The following is a 22,792-nucleotide window of genomic DNA, read 5'->3' as shown; positions in this document are numbered from 1 at the left end:
CAAAAATACAGGCATTTATTTCATTTAAAACTATATTTACCAAAAAAATATCATGCAATTTCAATTTGACGTATTATTAAACGTAAGAAAAGCGCTAAAACAAATTTTAGATAACGCTTCTGAAACACAATTAAACACAATACCTAAAGGTTTTAATAATAATATTATTTGGAATATTGCTCACCTTGTAGTTTCTGAGCAGTTATTAATTAACAAGCTATCTGGCTTACCTGTAACTGTTTCTGATGATTTAATTAATGCCTTTAAAAAAGGCACAAAACCAACAGGTAATGTTTCACAACAAGAAATTGAAGTAATTAAAGATTTAGTTATTAGTTCTATAAAAAAATCTGAAGAAAACTATAAAACTGGATTATTTAAAAATTATACTGAATATACTGTTTCTACAACAGGAAATACTTTAAAAACTGTTGAAGATGCTTTAAATTTTGTGCTATTACATGAAGGTATTCACCTTGGTGTAGTTATGGCTTTACTAAAACTAGTTAAATAATAAAATTTAGTCTAGATAATAAATGTAACCAACGTTTAGCCACACAAGCCAATCATTGTACTTATTGTAACTTAATTGATGATTTAAACCATCAACCCAATCATCAAAATAGTATTGCCATCTTAAATCTAGCATTAAATCAGATAACTTACCCAATTTATATCTAAACCCAACACTGGTAACCATAGACCAAGCACTTCCTGGAGAAGCATCTACAGAACCAGGAGCCCAAGCAGAGTAAAAATTTGTAGGATCTGTTACATCACCTATAGCATCAGGGTTTGGGTTAGCATAGGTAGTTGTAACCTCAGGCGTGTAGTATGTATAATGCACACCTAAACTTGCAAAAGGAGCTACCCTATACCCAAAAGACTGAAAAGACCTTATACTTCTTGGAAAAAACTCTAACTGTGTACCAATATCTAAGTTTTTAGCGTAACCTGTATGACCACGTAATTGATTGGCTTCAGGTGAATTTTTACTTGGGTCTACCCATTCACCTAAATGTTCTAATTTCGTTTTATTCCACGAAATTTCGTTTCTTAATTTAAAATGATCATTAAAGTAAGTATCTGTGGTATAACAACTACAATCTGCGCTATAAGAAAAGTTTAAATAATGCACAACACCAATACCTATGCCACTATTACCAAAATTTGTTTCAGATTCGTTTCTATTTCCGTAATCAGATCTAAACTGCACAGGACCTGCAATAACCCCTAACTCATGTGAGAAACCTAGTTGACCACTTGCCGTTTCAAAAATAAAAAACAAGCAAAAAGCTGACGCTAAATGTTTAAAGTTAAGCATAATAAGGTTTCTTTTTTTGAGGGCATTTATTATAACAAATATATAAAAACTCAATTAACATTCAAATATTTACAAATTTTACCAGTTACACAAAAATATTTGTTACGAATTTCAAAAAAAATAAGCGTAATTTTTGCATAAAACGTATATTTGCAGCTATATATTATATTTTTTTTAAAATAGTTCAATTTTAAGCTTATGAAAAGTATTATTAATGAGTTTTTAGACCAAGTTAAGCAACGCAACCCACACGAGCCTGAATTTTTACAAGCCGTTGAAGAAGTTGCTGAAACGGTAATTCCTTATATAGTTGAACATGATATTTACTACGGTAAAAATATCTTGTTAAGAATGGTAGAGCCCGAGCGCGTTATCACTTTTAGAGTGTGCTGGGTTGATGATGCTGGAGAAATTAGAGTTAACAGAGGTTATAGAATACAAATGAATTCGGCCATTGGCCCATATAAAGGTGGCCTTAGGTTTCACCCTACCGTAAACCTAAGCATATTAAAGTTTTTGGCCTTTGAGCAAGTGTTTAAAAACAGCTTAACTACACTACCAATGGGTGGTGGTAAAGGTGGAAGCGATTTTGATCCTAAAGGAAAAAGCGATAATGAAATTATGCGTTTTTGCCACGCCTTTATGAATGAGTTATTTAGACACATTGGTCATAATACTGATGTTCCTGCGGGCGATATTGGTGTAGGCGCTAGAGAAATTGGTTTCTTGTTTGGTATGTATAAAAAAATTAGTAATGGTTTTACTGGTGTTTTAACAGGTAAAGGTATGTCTTGGGGCGGTTCATTAATTAGGCCTGAAGCTACAGGTTACGGTGCTGTTTATTTTGCTGAAAACATGCTAAAAACAAAAAATGATAGTTTTGAAGGTAAAAACGTAGTTATTTCTGGTTCTGGTAACGTAGCACAGTTTGCAGCCGAAAAAGTATTGCAACTTGGAGGAAAAGTTTTAACACTATCAGACTCTTCAGGCTACATTTATGATGAAGAAGGAATTGATGCTGATAAACTAAAATTTGTTATGCATTTAAAAAATGAAAAACGCGGTAGAATTCATGAATATCTAGAAAAATATCCTAACGCTAAATTTGTAAAAGGCAAAACACCTTGGGAAGTTACATGCCACATAGCCTTACCATGCGCTACACAAAATGAGTTAAATGAAAAAGACGCTAAATTGCTACTACAAAACGGTTGCATTTGTGTAAGCGAAGGTGCTAATATGCCCTCTACAAAGGGAGCAATTGCTGCTTTTCATAAAGCTAAAATATTATTTGCACCCGGTAAAGCATCAAATGCAGGAGGTGTTGCAACTTCAGGTTTAGAAATGACACAAAACTCTTTACGATATAAATGGACACGCGAAGAGGTTGATAATAAATTAAAAGATATCATGTCTAACATTCATGATGCTTGTATTGAGTATGGTAAAGATGAGAACGGCTATATAGATTACGTAAAAGGCGCTAATATTGCTGGTTTTGTTAAAGTTGCAGATGCTATGCTTGCACAAGGTATAGTTTAATATACAAATAGATTATTTTAAGTTTTAAAAAAACGCTTCTTAAAAAAGAAGCGTTTTTTTATTTAATTTATATCACTTTAAAGTTCAAAATCGTTTGTTAAATAAATATCTTTGATTTCTATAAAAAGTATTTTTTTGAATAAAATTAACGTTAATAATTTTGATTTTTTAAGAGTTGTTTTTGCCACAACTGTGGCTTTATCACATTTAATTGAATTAAGTAATGTTAATGAATTAAAGATTTTCTCATCAATATTTAACACACGTTTAGCTATTGATGGTTTTTTTATAATTAGTGGGTTTTTAATTGCTAAAAGTTATCAAAACACAACTTCAACAAAACAGTATATATTACGAAGAATTAAAAGAATTGTGCCCGCTTATGCTGTTGTTATCATTTTAAGTGCACTTTGCTTTAGTTTAATCTCTTCAATGAGCACTTCTTCATATTTTACAAACCCACAATTTTACACGTATTTATTAGCAAATTTAAGTTTTCAAAATTACATTGAACCTTGCTTACCTGGGGTGTTTCAAAATAATATTATATGCGCTGTTAATGGTGCTCTTTGGACTATTAAAATAGAAGAAGCTTTCTACCTGTTAATCCCTCTATTTTATTGGTTGATAAATAAAAAAAGAATTAATATTTACGTTTTATCTAGTATCATATTTATAGTATCAGTAGTATATTTTAGTTATTTTGTTAACATTAACATGTATAGAATAGCTAAACAGTTACCAGGAGCTTTAGCATTTTTTGTAACAGGCATAATGTTATATCACAAATTTTCATTTTTTAACAAATGGAAACACCATATTATTGTACCCTGTTTGTTTTTATTTATTTTAGAATATGTTTACTTTGAAACATACCTCTTAAAGCCTGCTACTTTCGGCTTTATGATATTTTATATAGCCTATAACTTTAAATTCTTAAACAATTTTGGAAAGTACGGTGATTTTACATATGGTATTTATATATATCATTTTCCTTTAATACAAACATTTGTTTATTTAGGTTTGTTCAATAATCTAAACCCATATGTGGCAAGTTTCATTACGTTAACTATAACTTTAATACTATCAGTAATATCATGGTATTTTATTGAACTACCTAACTTATCTGATAGCCGAAAATCTAGACACAAAAACCTTTTTAACACTTCCAAATAACACTTTACTTTTCAGTTTAATATTATTTGTTTATTTATTTCGTTTATAAATTAATAGTTTTGAAGTTAAATTAAACAGCATGCTTAAAAAGCTAATTATTATACTAGTTATAGTGTTTCCTGTGAGACTTATTGCTCAGGATTATTCTAGTGAATGGACTGGACACTTTTCTTATTTTAACATTAAAGACATTATTGAAGCTGAAAACAAAATATTTGCTGTGTCAGATAACGCAATTTTTAGTTTAGATGTTCAAACCAACGTTATAGAGGAATATACAACTATTAATGGCTTATCAGGCGAACCCATTTCTACCATTCATTACAGTGACGTTTATGACTTGCTTATAATTGGATATGAAAATGGTTTAATTGAAATTGTTTTTTTTAATGGAAGTGATGTACTTTCTGTTGTTGATATTTTAGAAAAAACAACCATTCCGCCTACACAAAAAAAAATAAATCACTTCAATGAATACAATAATTTACTTTATATAGCCACAAATTATGGTATTTCAGTTTTTAACCTAGAACGGTTAGAGTTTGGAGACACCTATTTTATTGGTGCAAACGGAAGCCAAATTGCCGTTAATGGTACTTCTGTTTACAATAATTCTATTTATGCGGCTTGCGCTGGTAATAATGGTATAAAAAAGGCCAATGTAACTAGCCCAAACCTCATAAACTTTCAAAATTGGCAAACAATTATATCGGGTTCTTATTTATTTATTGAAAACACAAACTCCAAGCTTTATACTATTGGATCTAACAGAAAAATCTATGAAATAATTAATGATGGGCTAATTGAACGCGCTACGTATAATAACACGCCTACAGATTTAAAATTCAGTTCTAGCCTAGTTGTAACAACACCAAACAATGTGTTTGTTTATGATGAAAATTTTAATGCTTTATCACAAGTAAACATTGAAACAGCTTTTAACACAACATACACTTCGGCTACTGTAACAAATAATGACATTTACATAGGTTCTTCTAATTTTGGTGTTTTAAAAACCTCTTTTGCAACCTCAAATACATTTGAAGAAATTCATCCAGATGGGCCATTACTTAACAGTCCTTTCTCAATTAAATTTTCAAACAATGATCTTTGGGTAGTTTTTGGTGGTTATGGAACAAGTTATGACTGGAATGGAGGGAGAAGATTTTCTGGGGTTAGCAAATACTCTAATGGAAAATGGCAAAACACTGTATACGACTCTATAAATACTACAATTAAGGAGCCTCAATTTTTATCTCATATTACTATAAACCCAAATAACAAAAATCAGGTCTATATAAGCTCTTATTGGGCTGGACTCATTGAAATTGAGGAAAATAAAATCAATAAAATTTATAACCAAAATAATAGTACTATTGTACCTTTCCTTAATGATTGGCATTTAACATTAACATCAAACTTTGATTCTGAAGGCAACCTATGGCTAACAAATGGAAGAGTTGATAACCCGTTAAATAAATTTTCTAATGGCAATTGGCAATCATTTAATTTCAATTCTCTTATAGGTGATAAATTTTCTAATATAGGCTTTTCTAATATAGAATTTGATCTCAATAATAACTTATTTTTTGGTAGCTACAACTACGGTATTATTGGTTTTAAAGAAAACAATGGCAACCATGTTATAAAAAGTATAATGGGAGAAAACAAAAATATGCCTTCCAACAATGTTACCGCTTCTGCTCTAGACAAAAGAAACCAACTTTGGATTGGTACAGATAGAGGCCTACGCGTGCTATACAACACTGCTGGTTTTTTTGATGATGACAACATACAAGTTGAAGAAATTATCATTGAAGAAGATGGCATTACTAAAGAGCTTCTGTTTCAGCAATTGATAACGGATATAAAAGTTGATGGATCTAACAATAAATGGATTGGTACTGCAGATTCTGGCTTGTTTTACTTTTCGCAAGATGGCCAAAACACCATTTATCATTTCACAAAAACCAACTCGCCATTACCATCAAACACCATTAATGATATTTCATTAGATAGTGCCAATGGCATTGTTTACATAGCTACAAGCCGTGGCTTAGTGTCATTTAAATCAGGTGGTTCTAGCCCGTTTGAAGATTTAAACAACGCTTACGCATACCCAAACCCTGTACGCCCAGGATTTAATATCACTTCAGATAAGGTAAAAATTAAAGACATATCAGAAAACGTAAACATTAAAATAACCGATATTGAAGGTAATTTAGTTGCCGAAGCCCAATCTAACATCAACCAAAGGCATCGTGGTTATAACTTAGAAATAGATGGTGGCACCGCCTATTGGAATGGTAAAAACCTTGCTAATAACCTTGTAGCATCGGGCGTGTATTTAATTATGCTATCAGATTTAGATACCTTTGAAACTAAAGTTATAAAACTAATGCTGGTTAGATAATGCTAATTACCACAAACGCTATTGTTTTATCAAAAATAAAGTATAAAGATTATGATCTTATTGTAAAGTGTTACACTGCACAATTAGGCATTGTTAGCTTTATTCTAAAAAGCGTTTTAAAAAGCAAAAAAGGCAACAATAAAGTAGCTTATTTTCAACTATTATCGCAACTACAGCTCACTTTTCAGCATAAAAACAATCGTACTTTACACACCATAAAAGATGTAAAACCACAAGTTTTGTACAGTAGTTTACACACCAATGTAGTAAAAGGCGCAATAGTAATGTTTTTAGCTGAAGTACTTTCAAATGTTTTACAAGAAGAAGAAGAAAACCAAACCCTTTACAGCTACATTGAAACAGCTTTATTATGGCTAGATGAGCAATCACAATTTTCAAACTTTCATTTACTATTTTTATTAAAACTAACCAAGTATTTGGGCTTTTACCCAGATACTGTTAACATACAGCTACCCTATTTTAATTTGTATGAAGGAAGCTTTAGTGCTAAAAAAATTAACAATTATTGCATTTCGGGTAATAATTTAACACTTTTAAAACAGCTGTTAGGCACAACATTTGATGCGCTTTCTTCAATTAAAATTAATGCCAACCAAAGACAATTGTTTTTAAATATGATTTTGCTTTATTTTGAACTACATTTGGGCAATTTTAAACAACCAAAATCCTTACAAATATTTAATCAAGTTTTTAAATAAAACATGAAGTTTTACTTACCATTTTTTCTATTTTTTTTAGCTTTTTTAAATATTCAAGCTCAAAACATTAAGGTTTTAAATAGCGTTACTAAAGAGCCTATTATTGGTGTAGCTATTTATAACATTGATAAATCAAAAAGTATTATTACTAATTTTAGAGGAGAAGCTGATATTTCTGAGTTTTCAAACACCGAAGATATTTACCTAAAACACCTATCGCATTTACTTAAAACAATTACTAAACAAAGCTTAGGAAGCACTAATACTGTTTTTTTAGAAGCTAATACACAAGGGCTAGAAGAAATTGTTATTTCAGCATCTAAATTCATACAAAACAAAAAAGATATTCCGCAAAAAATAGTAAGTGTAAATGCTCAAAATATTCAATTTACAAATCCGCAAACCAGTGCCGATGTATTAGAAACCACTGGGCAGGTGTACATTCAAAAAAGTCAGTTAGGTGGTGGTAGCCCCATGATAAGAGGTTTTTCAACAAACCGCCTTTTAATTACTGTAGATGGTATTAGAATGAACAATGCTATTTTTAGAGGTGGCAACCTACAAAATGTTATTTCTATTGATCCGTTTTCAATTGAAAACACCGAGGTAACTTTAGGCGCAGGCTCTGTAATTTATGGTAGTGATGCCGTTGGTGGCGTTATGAGTTTTTACACCCAAAAACCTAAACTATCATATACAGACTCGTTACTTTTTAAAGCCAATATAATTTTAAGATACGCCTCAGCAAATAATGAAAACACAGGCCATTTCAATATTAATTTAGGTTACAAAAAATGGGCCTTTTTAACCAGTGCCAGCTATACAGATTTTGATGATTTACGTATGGGTGCTCATGGCCCTTCAGATTATTTGCGTCCAGAATTTGTTTTAACTACCAATAACACAGACCAAGTTATTGCCAACACAAACCCTAAAGAACAAAAATATACTGGATACAATCAACTTAACTTAATGCAAAAAGTGCGCTATCAGCCCTATAAAAACATAAGTTTTGATTTAGGTTTGTATTACACCACAACATCAGATATCCCAAGATACGATAGGTTAATACGTTACCGAGACAACACGCTACGTTCGGCAGAATGGTATTACGGGCCTCAAAACTGGTTTATGTCTAATTTAAACATTACCAAACTTAGTAGCAGCTCAAATTTATACGATAAAATTATAGCATCAGTAGCCTATCAAAATTTTGAAGAAAGCCGCATTGACCGCAACTACCAATCATTAACCCGAAACATTAGAGAAGAGCGTTTAAACGCCTACTCTTTAAACATAGATTTTGAAAAAACCTTTAGCCCAAAAACGCAGTTTTTTTACGGTGTAGAGTACATTTATAACCAAGTAAACTCAAAAGGTTTAGAAGAAAACATAAACACCACCACAACAACACCAACAGTATCTAGATATCCTGATGGTGCCAGTTGGCAATCGGCAGCAGTGTATAGTAGCATTAAATACAAACCCAACACTAAATTTGTATTTCAATCTGGTTTACGGTATAACCATATAGTTTCAAAAGCCAATTTTGAAGCCAACAACACTTACTTAAATTTACCTTTCAACAGGGCTAAAAACAACGCTAGCGCCTTAACAGGTACCGCTGGTGTAAGTTGGTCTCCTAATGATATTATTCAATGGAAATTAAACGCCTCTTCGGCATTTAGAGCACCTAATATTGATGATATTGGAAAAGTTTTTGACTCTGAACCTGGCTCTGTTGTAGTACCTAATGAAAACCTTAAGCCTGAATATGCTTACGGAGCAGATCTTGGCTTAAAACTAGATTTTAACAACAAAGTTGTTTTAGATTTGAATGCTTATTACACCTATTTAGATAATGCTTTAGTACGAAGAGATTTTTCGCTAAATGGCCAAACAACCATTATGTATGACGGCCAATTAAGCAACGTACAAGCCATACAAAATGCCTCAAAAGCATGGATTTATGGTTTTGAAGCTGGCTTGCTTGTAAACCTAACTAAAAACCTAAATTTAAACACACAATACAATATTATAGGTGGTACTGAAGAAGATAATGCTATTGAAGTACCCATACGTCATGTGTCTCCTAATTTTGGTAATGCGCACTTAATTTACACAAACAATAATTTTAAAGTTGATGCGTTCGTTAACTTTAATGATGAAATAGCTTTTGCCGATTTAGCACCTTCGGAAGTTGAAAAAGATTACATATATGCTGCCGATGCTAACGGTAACCCTTACAGCCCATCATGGTACACACTCAATTTACGCACACAATACCACATAGGGCAATCTACATTATTAACAGCTAGTTTAGAAAACATTACAGACCAACGCTATAAAACCTACTCATCGGGTATTGCAGCTGCTGGCCGTAATTTTATTCTATCATTAAAATATAGTTTGTAATAAAAACGCACTTAAATTTAACTTATTAATGCTACCTCTTTACAGCTTTACGGCTAATTTCAACACCATTTGATAAGGTTACTTTAGCCACAAATACGCTATTTTGTAATTTTGATACATTGTACGTTTCTGTGCTGCTATTACCGTTAAAGTTATACAAGGTTCTACCTAAAACATCGTAAATTTTTACGGTTTTAATTGTTATATTATTGCTAGTGCTAAACTGTACAAAATCATCTTGTAAGGCCGTAATTTTTAAACTATTATTATTGGCAAGTGCTGTATTTGTACGCAATGCAGCATTGCTAAATACTATTTGAAAACGCTCATTAAACGTACCCGTTTCTGAAGTAAATGTATAATCAGACTCCGATAAATTATGCGTTTTCCCTAATAAATTATCTTTTAAATACACAGGGTTATTGGTTAAAAAATCGCCCTGTATTTTTGCTAAAGACAAGGTATAAAGCGTTGCAACATCAATACTAGTTTTAAAACCTAAAGCTATTTGCTCCTGTTCATTTAAACTGTTTGGTGCCTTACCTTGAATAACAAATGTTTTGTTTGAATTTTCTATTTGTGAATATAATGCAGCATATGTATTTGGGGCAATAATTTTTTTAGCATCATAAAAAGCACCATCGTCATTATTAGTTGCTCCTGAAACGTAAGCAACTAAAATTTGATTAAACACACCGTTATCTGATGTTAAGTTAATCCAAAACTTATTGTCTACTGAAACAGTTTTATTTTTTGCATTACCATTTTTAAAAAACGCACTGTTATCTGGCGAAAAACTTAAACGCCTCATGGCGTTATTGAATACAACATTACCAGAATTTGAAGGTGCACTATCAGAGAAAGACACAAAGAAACCCTGACCAGATGGTATAAAACCTGTTGTTGTTGTACCATCACCTCCTGTTGTTCCACCAGAGCCATTTTCAACAGCATAATCTGATATTGAGAAATTTAAGGCACTATTTCCATTTTCTGTTCCATTATAATCTGTGTTTTGAGACCAGAAATAAACAGCTCCGTCTAATGGACCAGCCGGATATAAATTTTGTGCCATAAACTCGTTAACACTTATTGCTGAAGGATACGGGTTTCCAATAAAATTCCAGTTAGAATCTAAATTACTAGTGTCATTTCTATCAACAGGTACTGTTACTACACCGTTATTAAAAGTACCATTAAACGAGTACCTATAGTTTACACCCGGAAAAGGTAACATAGCTGCTTCAGAGTGTGTTGCAGCGTAACCAACACCTGGTATCATAATATTAGTGCCACTTACCCATTGCCAATCATCACCTTCATCATCAATACCATCCTGCCCTGTAACAAATACATTACTATTGTTTGTTTCAGCTAATAAATCGTTAAAAAGTGCACCATTGTATGTAAATATTCTATCACTATCGGCATAACTTAACGCTGTACCAACTGTAACATTTGTAACTGGCGAACTCCAATACGTATACTCATACCAATTGTCTATTTCAGCCGTTAATTTATCAACTTGCATAATGCCATTATTTGTAACAATACCAGTATCATTATTTTGAATAAACGCACCATATGGTTGCACAACTATAGATGCACTAGCATCTACAATTACATCATTTTGTACCTCAACATAATCACCATCATCAATATTTAAATCACCAGAACTAACTGTAATTGAACACGCACTAAAACTACCATAAAGAGCTGTATCATAATTTGAAGCAATAATAACTTCGGTTGATAAATCTGGTGTCCCGTTACTCCAACCTGCATTCCAAGTTGTAGACGAGGTACAACATCCTATTGGGGCATCACCAAAACCAATCATATTTGTTCCGACAGCAATTGCATCAAAACGAATACTTGGGTCTGACCACCCTATTAAATCACCTGAACAAACACCATATTTAACTTGCAAATTATCATTTTCTGTACTAACTCCACTACCAGACCAAGATGCACCTGGATCTATTCCACATGTTCCAAAAGTATCTTGTAAAACTCCTCCTAAATATAATTGTAATGCATCATCACCATTAAAATCAAAACCATAATCTGTCACTCCTGATAAATTAACTCCATTTGTAATTGCATAAGCTGTTAAATCAGAGGTTCCTATAATCCAAACTTCATTAGCTCTTAAGGTTCCTGTTGTTATATTGGTTCCAGGCAAAGGTGTACATGTGGCTCCATTTCTTCCTAGATAAACCTGTAAATTATTTGCAGCAGAAAAAGTAATATCAACACCCGATGCATTAAATATTTCTAATCCTTTTGGAGTTGATCCAGAAGAAGTTTCAATATATTGGCTAATAAAAACTTCTTGCCCAAAACTAAAATTTAAAGCCAAAAGCAAGGTTATAATGGTGGTTAGTTGTTTCATGGTGTTAATTAGTTGTTTGTTGTTGTTAGGGTTTTATGTTTATACTTTTAAAACTGCTAATGCTTTTATATTTTTGGTGCTTATGCGGCAACAAAAAAATACATATACGGTACAAGAGGCTACAAAAAAACTAGAGCACTATTGCGCGTACCAAGAACGCTGCCATAAAGAGGTTAGGCAAAAGCTACAAGGTATGCACATGATACCCGAAGCTATAGATGTTATTATTGTACACCTATTAGAGCATAACTACCTTAATGAGGAACGTTTTGCCAAAACATTTGTTAGCGGTAAGTTTAGAATTAAGAAATGGGGGCGGCGCCGTTTAACTCAAGAACTTAAATTAAAGGACATTAGCAAAGTTAATATAAACCGTGCACTTGCCGAAATTACAGAAACGGATTACAACGAAGTTTTTAATACTTTAGCCGAAAAAAAAGCGGATAGTATTACCGAAACTAATATTATGAAAAAGCGAAAAAAACTTATTGATTTTTTGCTATACCGCGGCTGGGAACCGCATTTGGTGTACGAAAAAGCTAATGAACTGGTGCATTAATTTTTTTTTGAAATACATATCATTGCTGGCTTACGTTAACTACGCTTTTTTATTGCTTAAAGCTACGCTGTAAACTTGCGTGTTGTAACAACACAAACTATATTAAACAAAAAAAGATAGCTTTTGAAGCTATCTTTTTAATTATTGTTTTTACTTTATTTTAAATATTGAAACTTGCACCAAAACTCACAGTAAATTGGTTGTGAAGTTTTTCGGCAGGTGTTAAAGTATCACTATTATACTTTGCAAATGGTGCATTAAGCTCAGAATAAATACCAAAACCACTAGAAAAGAAATAACGTAAACCTAAATGCCCACCAAAGTTTTTTAAGCCAAGACTTAAACCTGGATACACATCAAAATTTTCATCTACATTAATAACGTTTCCTAAGTTGGCACTAAAACGCGCTCTTACATCAATTCTATCACCAAAATCGGCATCAATGGCTTCTTCAACACTTAAAAGGTATGTTGACGCTAAACCTATTGATATGTTTTCACCTATACCATAATCATAGGTTACATTAATACCTGTACCGTTGTCTTGAAAATTAGCGCCTACTTGAAATTTATTGTCTGTGTTACCAATAAAAGCCTGTGCATTAACAAATACAACGCTTAATAAAGCTACTACTAAAACTATGTTCTTTTTCATTATTTGGGATAATTAATTTTAAGCAGCAAATATACTACAACTTTTGTAAACCAAACCTTAAATATTTAAATGTTTATGTGTACGTGTAATGGCTTTTTGGTTTTTCCAATCTATCCATTTTTGGCCTTTTATTTTTCGCATAGCGTTATCAAAATGGCGCATTATAAGTATGTTGTAAAGTGCTTTACTAAAGTTTTTAGGGTTACGGGCTATGGCACGCAAACTCATTGAAAAGCCTGGTGTTATATATTTCATGTAATGCCAATAACCTTCTGGCATATATAAAATTTCGCCATGTTTTAGTTCGGTTTTATAGCCTTGTGCATGTTTTAATGCGGGCCATTTTTCAAAATCGGGATTACTAAAATCTATATCTTCGCGGGTTATTAGCGCGTGTGGTATTTTATACAGAAACTTATTTTGCTGTTGGTTAAATAAAATACACTGTTTTTTTCCTTCAAAATGAAAATGAAAAATGTTTGCCAAATCTATATCATAATGCATGAATGTATGCGAATTGGTACCACCAAAAAACAGCATTGGAATACCTTTCATGAGTTTTAGCCCAAAATCTGGAAACTTAAAATCTTTTTGTAACTGCGGAATTTCTTTTAAAATATTCCACAAAAAAATACGATATTTTGTGGGCTCGGTTTTTAGTAAATCTACATAATCGGCCATTTTCATTTTAGCATGTGGCTCATTAAAACCTTCTTTATAATCAACCGGTCTGTCATCATAAAGCGGCACCATAGTATTGCCAGCAATGGCTTTAATATAATTTAAATTCCATTTTTTGTATGCAGGCCAATCATCAATAAAACGCTCAATAACCACTGGTTTTTGTGGCTTAAAGTAGTTTTTTAAAAACTCTTGTTTGGTTATGGTTTTTACTCTTGGAACTTCTTGTAGGTTCAATTTCAATTTACTTAAAATTAATTGGCAAAGTTAAGTAAACGTTAAGTAACTACATTACTATTTTTTGTTTTGCCTGTATTTTAACGTACTAGTTACATTAATATTGGGTTAAAAAAACTAAAGCTGCTTAAAAAAGCAGCTTCGGTTAACAAATATATTTGTTGTTTTGGTTTTAGTTAAAATTATAGCGCAACCCAAATAACACATTGCTTGGTGGCATTGGCACTACACCAGACTCTATATAATCTGCATCAAAAATATTAGCTGCAGTTACAGTAAATTCTAACTGGTTTAGGTTTATAATTGCCGAGGCATCCCAAACATTATAGCTTAAGCCTTGGGTACGTTCGGCATGTTTATATACTATATTTAGGTTAATGTTGTTTGATACTTTTGCATTTAAACGCCCTGTAAAATGATGTTTTAATGAGTTTATTGAATACCTTGAAAACGGTATATTTAACGTGCCAACTTCATCTTCAATAAACGTATAACCAAAAGCTATATTTTGTGGTTTATTTGCTATTGTAAAGTTGTAACCTGCATTAAGCTCAAAACCTTTTGTGTACAAATCTCTTAGGTTTGTTGCGGTAAAAGGGTCATCTTCTAAAACCTTAACATAGTCTATTAATTTACTGGCATCTCTGTAAAAAAGAGCGAACGATGCGGTTAATTTTGGTGAAAAATATTTACCACCAAACTCTGCTGATAACGCCTCTTCTGGCTCTAAATTTTCATTTCCAACGGTGGCAGGATCTGCATAATACAAATCTGTATACGTTGGTATTCTGTACGTATAACCTGTGTTTGCATAAAGTTTAAAATTATTGGTTAGTTTGTAACCAACATCTAAACCAGGAAAGGCATGAAATTTAAAATCTGAAAAATAGGTTACAGCTACACCTGGTGTAATATCTAGTTTATTATTGAATATTTTAAACTGATGCTCTAAAAACATATTAGCCATAAACCTATTACGGTTTCCTAGGTTGTTACTTCTTATGTAAATTTTTGATACATCAACACCAAAACCTGTAACGCCTATTTTAGAGTTGTATGATGTATTAACCTCTGCCCCTATTTTGTTAGTTATATGAAGATTTCTATAAAAATTAGGCTCGTTTCGTCTTAACAAAAACATATCTTGATTACGTTTCCAGTAAACACGCGGTTTAATTTTTAATCGGTTTGATTTGAATGCTGTTGTAAAACCTAACAAACTGTTTTGTGTTTCTTCGTATTCGTTAAAAGTAGGATTGGTGGTATAAAAATTTTCGGCACCAAACTTTCTATCAAAAAACGTAGCAATCATTTCAATAGGTTGTTCGTTTTTATTGAACACACTCTTTAAAAAGTAGTTAGCGTTTTCATAATCTGAATTTACTCTATAACCTTCAGAAGTTAATTTACCAGCATGTATAATATGCGATGAATTTTCTAATGATGATCCCACAGTTACCGAACCATTTAACTGCCCAAAAGAGCCCGTTTCAAAATTTGCAGATACCGTGTTTTTTAACTGTTTTTTAGTTACAATATTTATGGCTCCTGTAAATGCATTTTGCCCAAATACACGGGCTGCTGGCCCTTTTATAATTTCAATACGCTCAATAACTTCTATGGGTAATGCAGCATTCATGGTGTGGTGCCCTGTTTGAGCATCGTCCATTTTTATGCCGTCTATTAACAACAAGGTTTGATCAAAACTACCGCCGCGAATGTATAAATCTGCTTGACTACCAGCGGTACCTCTTCGGCGAATATCAACCCCTGCTACTTGCTGTAATAATTCTGCTACTGTTGTTGCGGCACTGTTTTTTATATGCGTTGCTGTAATAACTTCTATGGTTCTAGAATTTTCTTTAAAAGGTAAATCTATTCTGGTTGAAGCAATTAAAACGGTATCAAGTTTTTGATCTTGCGGTGTTTGTTGTGCAAAACCAGTTACCGTTAATAATGCTAAAAATGCTGTAAAAACTACTGTTGTTTTCATGTATTAAAATTGATAATTAAAAAAGCGGTGCAAAATTCGTAACTTTCCGGACGATTATTATAGTCCAGTTTTAAAACAATGAATAGTCCGGTTGTAAATATTTTAGAACAGTTAATAACAATTGAAAAAACAAGCACTAACCCTGTTTACATTCAAATTGCACAACAAATTATAAATGCCATTCAGCGCGGGTATTTATTAAAAGGCACCGTATTACCCGGAACACGTACCTTTAGTAATTTATTAAAAATACACCGCAATACCGCCGTGGCTGTTTATGATGAGTTGGCATCACAAGGTTGGGTAGAAATTATACCAAACAAAGGTACGTTTGTATTAGTGCCTAAACAAAACAACACGCCTATTAAGGCTGCTGCCCAACGTAATATTGATAATGCCTATGAATACTCTAAAACTACCGGATTTCCGTTTCAGCAATCATTACATTTGGCTTCAACTACCGAAAAAACCAATGCAAAATTTATAATTAATGACGGCAAGCCCGATTTACGGTTACATCCTGTACATCAATTTTCACGATGGTATAGTGCCGTAATGAAACGTAAATTGGTTGTTAATAAATGGAATAACGCCAATGCTTCAGCTTCAATTTTTGAAACACATATTTGCAATTACTTAAACGCCACACGAGGGTTTCACATAAAACCAAACAACTTTATGAGTACCCGAAGTACTGAAATGAGTTTGTACATTGTATCTCAAATTCTTATAAAACCAAATGATATTGTTTTAGTTGGTAATTTAAGTAATTATGCAGCAAATATGATTTTTCAGCAAGCCGGTGCAATAATAAAAACAATTCCTGTTGATACTGATGGTTTAAACATTGAATACATTAAAACGCATTTTATAAAACACAGTATAAGGTGCGTTTATATTTGCGCCAATAGGCACTACCCAACCACACAAACCCTAAGTGCTAAAAGGCGTTTAGAGCTTTTAAACTTAGCAAAAACCTACAAATTTGCTATTATTGAAGATGATTTTGATTATGATTTTCAGTTTGAAGGTTCTGCCATGTTACCTATGGCTAGTGCCGATGTTAATGGTATGGTAATTTACTTGGGTAAATTAGGGCAGTCATTATTTCCTAGTTTTCAAACAGGATTTGTAGTAGCACCTGAAAATTTAATTGCTGAAGCCAAAAACTATTTACAGCTACTTGATGAACAAGGTGATATTATACAAAAACAAATGCTAGCCGAATTAATTGATGAAGGTGAAATTTACAGGCTCACTAAAAAAAACGTAATTGTATACAAACAGCGCCGTGATTGGTTGTGCCAATACCTTTATGCTTATTTCAAGAATAAGATATCATGGGAAATTCCAAACGGTGGTTTAGCTATTTGGTTGCAATTTAAACCTAAAATTTCATTGATAAAACTGGCTGAAGCTAGCCAAAAACAAAATGTATTTTTACCAAAAACCATTTTATACCAAGATAAAAATACTTGTGCCATCCGTTTTGGTTTTGGGCACCTAAATGAAAAAGAAATTAAAACGGTGGCTGAAAAACTGTGGCTTTCCTACTGCAATGTGGTAAATTAACAACATTATTTAAATGTTACTATTATATAAATTGTACTTTTGAATTTAACCTAAGCATTTATATTATGAAACATTTTTTTATTGTTATTGTATTTTTAATATCATATTCTGCCCTATCTCAAAACAACCATATTGTTAAAACTGAAGATGGCCGTCGTGTTTTACTTAAAGCCGATTTTACTTGGGAATACATTGATTTAGAAGCCCCAAAAAACACACAAACCAGCATTATTGCTAAAAACAGTAATACTTGTAATTTACCAGCAGATTTTAACGAGCCAAAACTTGATAAAAAAATACAAACACAATTAAAAAAGGGGCGCGCAACCATAAACCACATAAAAAAACGTGTTGCTAAAGATTACAAATGCACTGTTAATGATGTTATACTCATATCAGTTAAAGAAAGTAAAGCCACCGCTATATATAATTTTTGTGCTAACGGCACCAAAACAACATATAAACGCACGGGGCACAGTTTTGCAAAAAAGTTAGATATTTTTTAGAAATTACACTATGCAAAACAGGTTAAAAGTTTTTATAAAATACCCAAATAAAAAAAGTGTTTTCACAATACTTAAAGAGGTTATAATTCTAGCAATTAAAAAAAGAGAAATACCGTATTACTATTTTAAATTTTTATACAGAAAAGATGCCAAAAATTTTCTTGAACACCTTAGCTTAAAAGAACAACAAAAACTACAAACCCACAAAAAACTGCATAATCCGGCACTTACAAATGCCGTAAACAACAAACTGTTTTTTGCTTTAATGAGTAGGTTAAACAACATTAAAACACCAAAACTTATTGGCCACAACTTTTATAACAGCTTTTTTTACAATGGTCAATTACACAATTTAAGCACGCTAACATCTGCTATTAAAACATTTGAACTTATTTTTAATACAGAAAACATTGAAGCTATTTTTGTAAGACCTCCGGCAGATTATGGTGGCAGAGGCTGCTTTAAAATAACAGCTAAAAATTACAAAGAAGAATTAAAAGAAAAATATCATAACACTATAGTTAATGGCAATTTTGTATTTACTGAAATTATTAAACAACATGAATTAATTAATAAAATACACAGTAACTCATTAAACACCCTAAGAATTATAACTGTTATAACACAAGAAGGTACTACCAAAATTGTTGCTGCTATTATTAGGTTTGGTGTTGGAAATAGTATTGTAGATAACTCTGCATCGGGTGGTTTTTTTGTTGGCATTAATATTAATGATGGCACATTACAAAAACACGGCTATTATTTTCCAGAATATGGCGGACACCTAATAACAAAACACCCCGATAGTAATATTACATTTGAAGGTTTTAAAATACCTTATTTTAAAGAAGCCTGCAACACTGTTATTAATGCGGTTAATTATTTTCCTGATAGGTTAATTGGTTGGGATATTGCAATTACACCAAACGGCCCTGTAATTATTGAAGCAAACACATCGCCACACTTACAATCAATGAACATGATTACTAACGGTTTTTTACAAAACAAACACATAAAAAGTTTACTACATGAGGTAGACTAACCACTACTTTTAAAAATAAACTATTTTACCTTGTTGCTTGGTTGCAGCTTTGTTTATCCATTTATTATAGCCTTTTTCTCTAGCATCTAGTAAATCTGTATTCAACTTTTCTGCAATAAAAAGGCCTTTTTCAATAGATAATTCATAATCTTTTAAAGCCATTAAATTTAATATCCCATTTTTTTCATACCATAAGTTTACTAAATAATAGCCACTGTTTTTATATACTGAAACATACTCAATATCTTTTAAAACTTGCCAAACCTCTTTGTATCTGAACCTTCCTATTCTATACTGATGCTGTATTTTATTTTCTTGTAAGCTTATATGAATACTATGAGATGCTATAGCCATAAAACTTGAAAAAAATATAATTAACAGTAGTAAAACTAGCAACACCAATATTGTATGTTTTTCAGGATGCTCTAATATGTTTTTATACTTAAGTAGGTAAAATGTATATGTAAAAAATAAAGCATATATAAACGAAACTACAACCCTATTAATTAAAGGTTTACTAGGTTCTTCAATAATCAAATCTGTTTTTATAGCCATCAAAACAAATATATAAAAAAGCATATCTTTATCCTGTAAATTTAAACCACACTTTTGCAAACAAACATAACATATACACGCGCTTCAACTAAAAATGAATTACTTCAAATTTTAGAACTTCAAAAAGCCAATTTAATAACAAACGTTTCTGAAACCGTAAAACAAAAAGAAGGCTTTGTAACCGTGCATCATTCTTTTGAAATTTTACAAACCATGAACACCGTTTGCCCACATATAATTGCAAAGCACAAAAACAACGTGGTTGGGTATGCGCTTACAATGGTTAAAGATTTTAAAAATGATATTGATATTTTAAAACCTATGTTTAACCACATTGAAACCACTGTAAACGCCAACCTAAACTACATAGTTATGGGGCAAATTTGTATTGATAAAAATTTTAGAGGCCAAGGTGTTTTTAAAGGACTTTACAACCACATGACACATACCCTTAAAAACCAATTTAGTTGTATTATTACACTTATTGATAGTAAAAACATACGCTCAATAAATGCCCACAAAGCAGTTGGATTTAAAACTTTAAAAACATTTTCGCAAGACGAAAAAAATTTAAATCTGGTTATTTTAAATTTTTAAAAACACCACAAACAATATCATTTTCTTGTATCTTTACGGCCTATGTTTGCACTAATAGATTGTAATAATTTCTATGCTTCATGCGAACGTGTTTTTAACCCTAATTTACAAGGAAAACCCATTGCTATACTTAGTAATAATGATGGTTGCGTAATTTCACGTAGTGATGAAGCCAAAGCTTTAAATTTGCCTATGGGAGCTCCTATTTTTAAATGGAATAGTTTCTGTAAAGCAAATAACATTACCGTGTTATCATCTAACTATCCGCTTTATGGTGATATGAGCAGCAGGGTTATGAATATACTAAAACAATTTACACCCGATGTTGAAGTATATAGCATAGATGAAGCCTTTGTAGAATTTAAAGGTTTTGAAAACTACAACCTTAACAATTACGGACATCAAATGCGAACACGCATTTTAAAATGGACAGGTATACCAACCTGCGTAGGCATTGCGCCCACCAAATCGCTTAGTAAAATTGCCAATAAAATAGCCCGAAAATTCCCAAAAGAAACCGGTGGTATTTATGTAATTGATTCTGAAGAAAAACGCCTAAAAGCCTTAAACTGGATTAACATAGAAGATGTTTGGGGTATTGGCCGGGGTTTTCACAAAAGCCTTAGCGCTAAAGGCTGCAAAAAAGCCATACACTTTGTAAATTTACCCGATACTTGGGTACGCAACAACTTTGGCACCACAGGCTTCAAACTAAAAAAAGATTTAGAGGGTATACCCCAAATAGCACTTGATGAGCCTACAAACAAAAAAGCCATTGCAACAACACGTAGTTTTGATTTTTCATACAACAACATAAACTACATAAAAGAACGCATTGCAACATTTGCAGCTACCTGTGCCGAAAAACTACGCAAACAACACTCTAGTTGTTACGTAATTTATGTAACCCTTAGTAGTGATAGGCACAAAAAAAACACAGAACAACACCGTGGTAGTGCTGTTATAAACCTACCTTACCCAACAAACTCATCGTTAGTAATTAGTACAGAGGCTGTAAAAGCAGTAACCTCAATTTTTAAAAAAAACATTAAATACAAAAAAGCAGGCGTAGTAGTATCAGGCTTAGTGCCAACCAATAATTTTCAGCTTAATATGTTTAAAAAAGAAAACCCCAAGCACCAACCTCTCATGCAATCAATAGATAAGCTAAACAACAAATACGGACACTATAAAATAAAATTAGCTAGCCAAGATTTAAAACGCACCTGGAAAATGCGGCAAGAACACCTTTCACCCAAATACACAACCAATATAAAAGATATTATTGTGGTAAAATAATTAGTATCTTTATGGCATTACCGCAAGGGTTTACTTTAGGTTTGAATACCTAACGCAAAATAACACGAGAGAATAAATGATATTACATAAATCTGCAAATTTAACCTTCTTCACACCCGAAGACGCTCATGATGATGCCTTAGGTGCCTTATTTATTGATGCTGGAATTTCAGCAGGGTTTCCATCACCTGCCGAAGATTTTAAAGAGCAACGCCTATCATTAGACAAAGAACTTATTAAAAACAAAGAAGCCACATTTTTTGCACGTGTTAGCGGACAATCTATGATTGGCGCAGGTTTAGATGACAACGATTTACTAGTAATAGACCGCAGTATTGAACCTGCAAACAACAAAATAGCTGTTTGCTTTTTAGATGGTGAGTTTACCGTAAAACGCCTAAAAGTAGAAAATAACGAGGTATGGTTACAACCAGAAAACCCTAATTATCCAATAATTAAAATAACTCCAGAAAATGAATTTGTTATTTGGGGCATTGTAACTAATGTTATTAAAAAGGTGTAAAGGCTAAGTTGTTGTTTCTAAACACATTTTTAATAATGCATATGCTTTTGTAATATGCCCTTCAACCGTTTTAATAGTAATGTTTAAATTTTCGGCAACTTGGGCACGCTTTAAACCCGAAATTTTACTTTCTACAAAAACCTGTTTACACTTACCTGGTAACAATTCTATACAAGATTTCATTTTAGTAATCTTATCTGTTTTAATTGTAGTATCTGTTTCAATAGCTCTCATTACTGCAGTGTGGTAATATGAAGATAGCATTTCATCATTTCGCTGTTGCTTTCTATAACTATCCATAAGCGTATTATAAGCAGCTCTATAAAGATAACTTTTTAATGATTTTTTAACAGATAAGCGTTTTCTTTTATGCCATAATTTAATAAAAACATCTTGAACCGTATCTTCAATCTTTGCGTGGTCTGAGGTATAACTTTTTAAGTACACACAAAGGTTCTCGTAGTATGTTTTATACAACTGTTCAAAAGCACTTTGATCGCCTTTTTTAATACGTTCTAATATGATATTTTTATCTTTCAGCTTAACTAAAATATTATGTTTTTGTAATACAAATGTTAAAAAAATAAAT

20 protein-coding genes are annotated in these 22,792 nt (G+C 32.1%); 13 read left to right on the top strand and 7 right to left on the bottom strand.

Features of this window, described 5'->3' with window-relative positions; all coding sequences use genetic code 11:
• Positions 1-52 precede the first annotated feature (52 nt).
• Positions 53-514 (top strand): DinB family protein, encoded by a 462-nt coding sequence (locus tag FUA26_RS04940; protein ID WP_147132360.1) that lies wholly within the window; start codon positions 53-55, stop codon positions 512-514.
• 6 nt (positions 515-520) lie between these two features.
• On the opposite strand, the gene FUA26_RS04935 is transcribed toward FUA26_RS04940, so the two are convergent.
• On the bottom strand, positions 521-1,324 hold the full coding sequence (locus FUA26_RS04935; protein ID WP_147132358.1) for a THC0290_0291 family protein: 804 nt from the start codon (positions 1,322-1,324) through the stop codon (positions 521-523).
• Positions 1,325-1,522: 198 nt separating this feature from the next.
• Between FUA26_RS04935 and gdhA the strand changes: the two genes are divergently transcribed.
• The 5 genes from gdhA (at position 1,523) to FUA26_RS04910 (ending at position 9,589) form a co-directional block, all read left to right on the top strand.
• Positions 1,523-2,866 carry an NADP-specific glutamate dehydrogenase gene (gene gdhA, locus FUA26_RS04930; protein ID WP_147132355.1) on the top strand — a complete coding sequence of 448 codons (1,344 nt, stop codon included), beginning with the start codon at positions 1,523-1,525 and terminating at the stop codon, positions 2,864-2,866.
• Positions 2,867-3,001: 135 nt separating this feature from the next.
• On the top strand, positions 3,002-4,042 hold the full coding sequence (locus FUA26_RS04925) for an acyltransferase family protein (RefSeq protein ID WP_186826858.1): 1,041 nt from the start codon (positions 3,002-3,004) through the stop codon (positions 4,040-4,042).
• 79 nt (positions 4,043-4,121) lie between these two features.
• Complete coding sequence (gene porZ / locus FUA26_RS04920) at positions 4,122-6,455, top strand: type IX secretion system anionic LPS delivery protein PorZ (RefSeq protein WP_147132350.1); 2,334 nt, start codon at positions 4,122-4,124, stop codon at positions 6,453-6,455.
• Complete coding sequence (gene recO / locus FUA26_RS04915) at positions 6,455-7,174, top strand: DNA repair protein RecO (protein ID WP_147132347.1); 720 nt, start codon at positions 6,455-6,457, stop codon at positions 7,172-7,174. Before porZ ends, recO begins: the two co-directional genes overlap by 1 nt.
• A 3-nt stretch (positions 7,175-7,177) precedes the next feature.
• Entirely contained in the window at positions 7,178-9,589 is a 2,412-nt protein-coding gene (locus tag FUA26_RS04910; protein ID WP_147132344.1) for a TonB-dependent receptor plug domain-containing protein, read from the top strand.
• 31 nt (positions 9,590-9,620) lie between these two features.
• On the opposite strand, the gene FUA26_RS04905 is transcribed toward FUA26_RS04910, so the two are convergent.
• On the bottom strand, positions 9,621-11,984 hold the full coding sequence (locus FUA26_RS04905) for a T9SS type A sorting domain-containing protein (protein WP_147132341.1): 2,364 nt from the start codon (positions 11,982-11,984) through the stop codon (positions 9,621-9,623).
• Positions 11,985-12,066: 82 nt separating this feature from the next.
• On the opposite strand from FUA26_RS04905, the gene FUA26_RS04900 reads away from it, so the two are divergent.
• Entirely contained in the window at positions 12,067-12,543 is a 477-nt protein-coding gene (locus tag FUA26_RS04900) for a regulatory protein RecX (RefSeq protein ID WP_147132339.1), read from the top strand.
• Positions 12,544-12,703: 160 nt separating this feature from the next.
• Here the strand turns inward: FUA26_RS04900 and FUA26_RS04895 are convergent, their stop codons facing one another.
• From FUA26_RS04895 to FUA26_RS04885, 3 genes are all read right to left on the bottom strand, one after another.
• Positions 12,704-13,198 (bottom strand): DUF6646 family protein, encoded by a 495-nt coding sequence (locus FUA26_RS04895; protein ID WP_147132337.1) that lies wholly within the window; start codon positions 13,196-13,198, stop codon positions 12,704-12,706.
• 57 nt (positions 13,199-13,255) lie between these two features.
• Positions 13,256-14,122, bottom strand: coding sequence for a cupin-like domain-containing protein (locus FUA26_RS04890; protein WP_147132335.1), 867 nt, complete (start codon positions 14,120-14,122; stop codon positions 13,256-13,258).
• A gap of 166 nt (positions 14,123-14,288) precedes the next feature.
• Complete coding sequence (locus FUA26_RS04885) at positions 14,289-16,109, bottom strand: TonB-dependent receptor plug domain-containing protein (protein WP_147132332.1); 1,821 nt, start codon at positions 16,107-16,109, stop codon at positions 14,289-14,291.
• A gap of 78 nt (positions 16,110-16,187) precedes the next feature.
• Here FUA26_RS04885 and FUA26_RS04880 point away from each other — a divergent pair, with 78 nt between their 5' ends.
• The 3 genes from FUA26_RS04880 to FUA26_RS04870 all read left to right on the top strand — a co-directional run bounded on the left by FUA26_RS04880 (position 16,188) and on the right by FUA26_RS04870 (position 19,229).
• A complete protein-coding gene (locus tag FUA26_RS04880) occupies positions 16,188-17,681 on the top strand; it encodes an aminotransferase-like domain-containing protein (protein ID WP_147132329.1) in 1,494 nt (497 codons plus the stop codon).
• Between the two features lie 65 nt (positions 17,682-17,746).
• Positions 17,747-18,187: a DUF3157 family protein gene (locus tag FUA26_RS04875; protein ID WP_147132326.1), complete on the top strand. Its 441-nt coding sequence runs from the start codon at positions 17,747-17,749 to the stop codon at positions 18,185-18,187.
• Positions 18,188-18,197: 10 nt separating this feature from the next.
• A complete protein-coding gene (locus FUA26_RS04870) occupies positions 18,198-19,229 on the top strand; it encodes a sugar-transfer associated ATP-grasp domain-containing protein (protein ID WP_147132324.1) in 1,032 nt (343 codons plus the stop codon).
• 9 nt (positions 19,230-19,238) lie between these two features.
• Here FUA26_RS04870 and FUA26_RS04865 read toward each other — a convergent pair whose 3' ends face one another.
• The gene (locus tag FUA26_RS04865) at positions 19,239-19,784 is read right to left on the bottom strand and encodes a hypothetical protein (RefSeq protein ID WP_147132321.1); all 546 of its coding nucleotides are present in this window, start codon (positions 19,782-19,784) and stop codon (positions 19,239-19,241) included.
• Between the two features lie 54 nt (positions 19,785-19,838).
• Between FUA26_RS04865 and FUA26_RS04860 the strand changes: the two genes are divergently transcribed.
• The 3 genes from FUA26_RS04860 (at position 19,839) to FUA26_RS04850 (ending at position 22,203) form a co-directional block, all read left to right on the top strand.
• The gene (locus FUA26_RS04860) at positions 19,839-20,381 is read left to right on the top strand and encodes a GNAT family N-acetyltransferase (protein ID WP_246109072.1); all 543 of its coding nucleotides are present in this window, start codon (positions 19,839-19,841) and stop codon (positions 20,379-20,381) included.
• A gap of 42 nt (positions 20,382-20,423) precedes the next feature.
• The gene (locus FUA26_RS04855; protein WP_147132318.1) at positions 20,424-21,680 is read left to right on the top strand and encodes a Y-family DNA polymerase; all 1,257 of its coding nucleotides are present in this window, start codon (positions 20,424-20,426) and stop codon (positions 21,678-21,680) included.
• Between the two features lie 76 nt (positions 21,681-21,756).
• On the top strand, positions 21,757-22,203 hold the full coding sequence (locus tag FUA26_RS04850; RefSeq protein WP_147132315.1) for a LexA family protein: 447 nt from the start codon (positions 21,757-21,759) through the stop codon (positions 22,201-22,203).
• Positions 22,204-22,206: 3 nt separating this feature from the next.
• Here FUA26_RS04850 and FUA26_RS04845 read toward each other — a convergent pair whose 3' ends face one another.
• Positions 22,207-22,713, bottom strand: a complete 507-nt coding sequence (locus tag FUA26_RS04845) for an RNA polymerase sigma factor (RefSeq protein ID WP_147132312.1) — start codon at positions 22,711-22,713, stop codon at positions 22,207-22,209.
• Positions 22,714-22,792: the final 79 nt, after the last annotated feature.

Source organism: Seonamhaeicola algicola, assembly GCF_007997385.1.
Classification (GTDB): Bacteria; Bacteroidota; Bacteroidia; order Flavobacteriales; family Flavobacteriaceae; genus Seonamhaeicola; species Seonamhaeicola algicola.
Note: the sequence above shows the minus strand (reverse complement) of the source record. Positions and strands in the feature narration are given on the sequence as shown.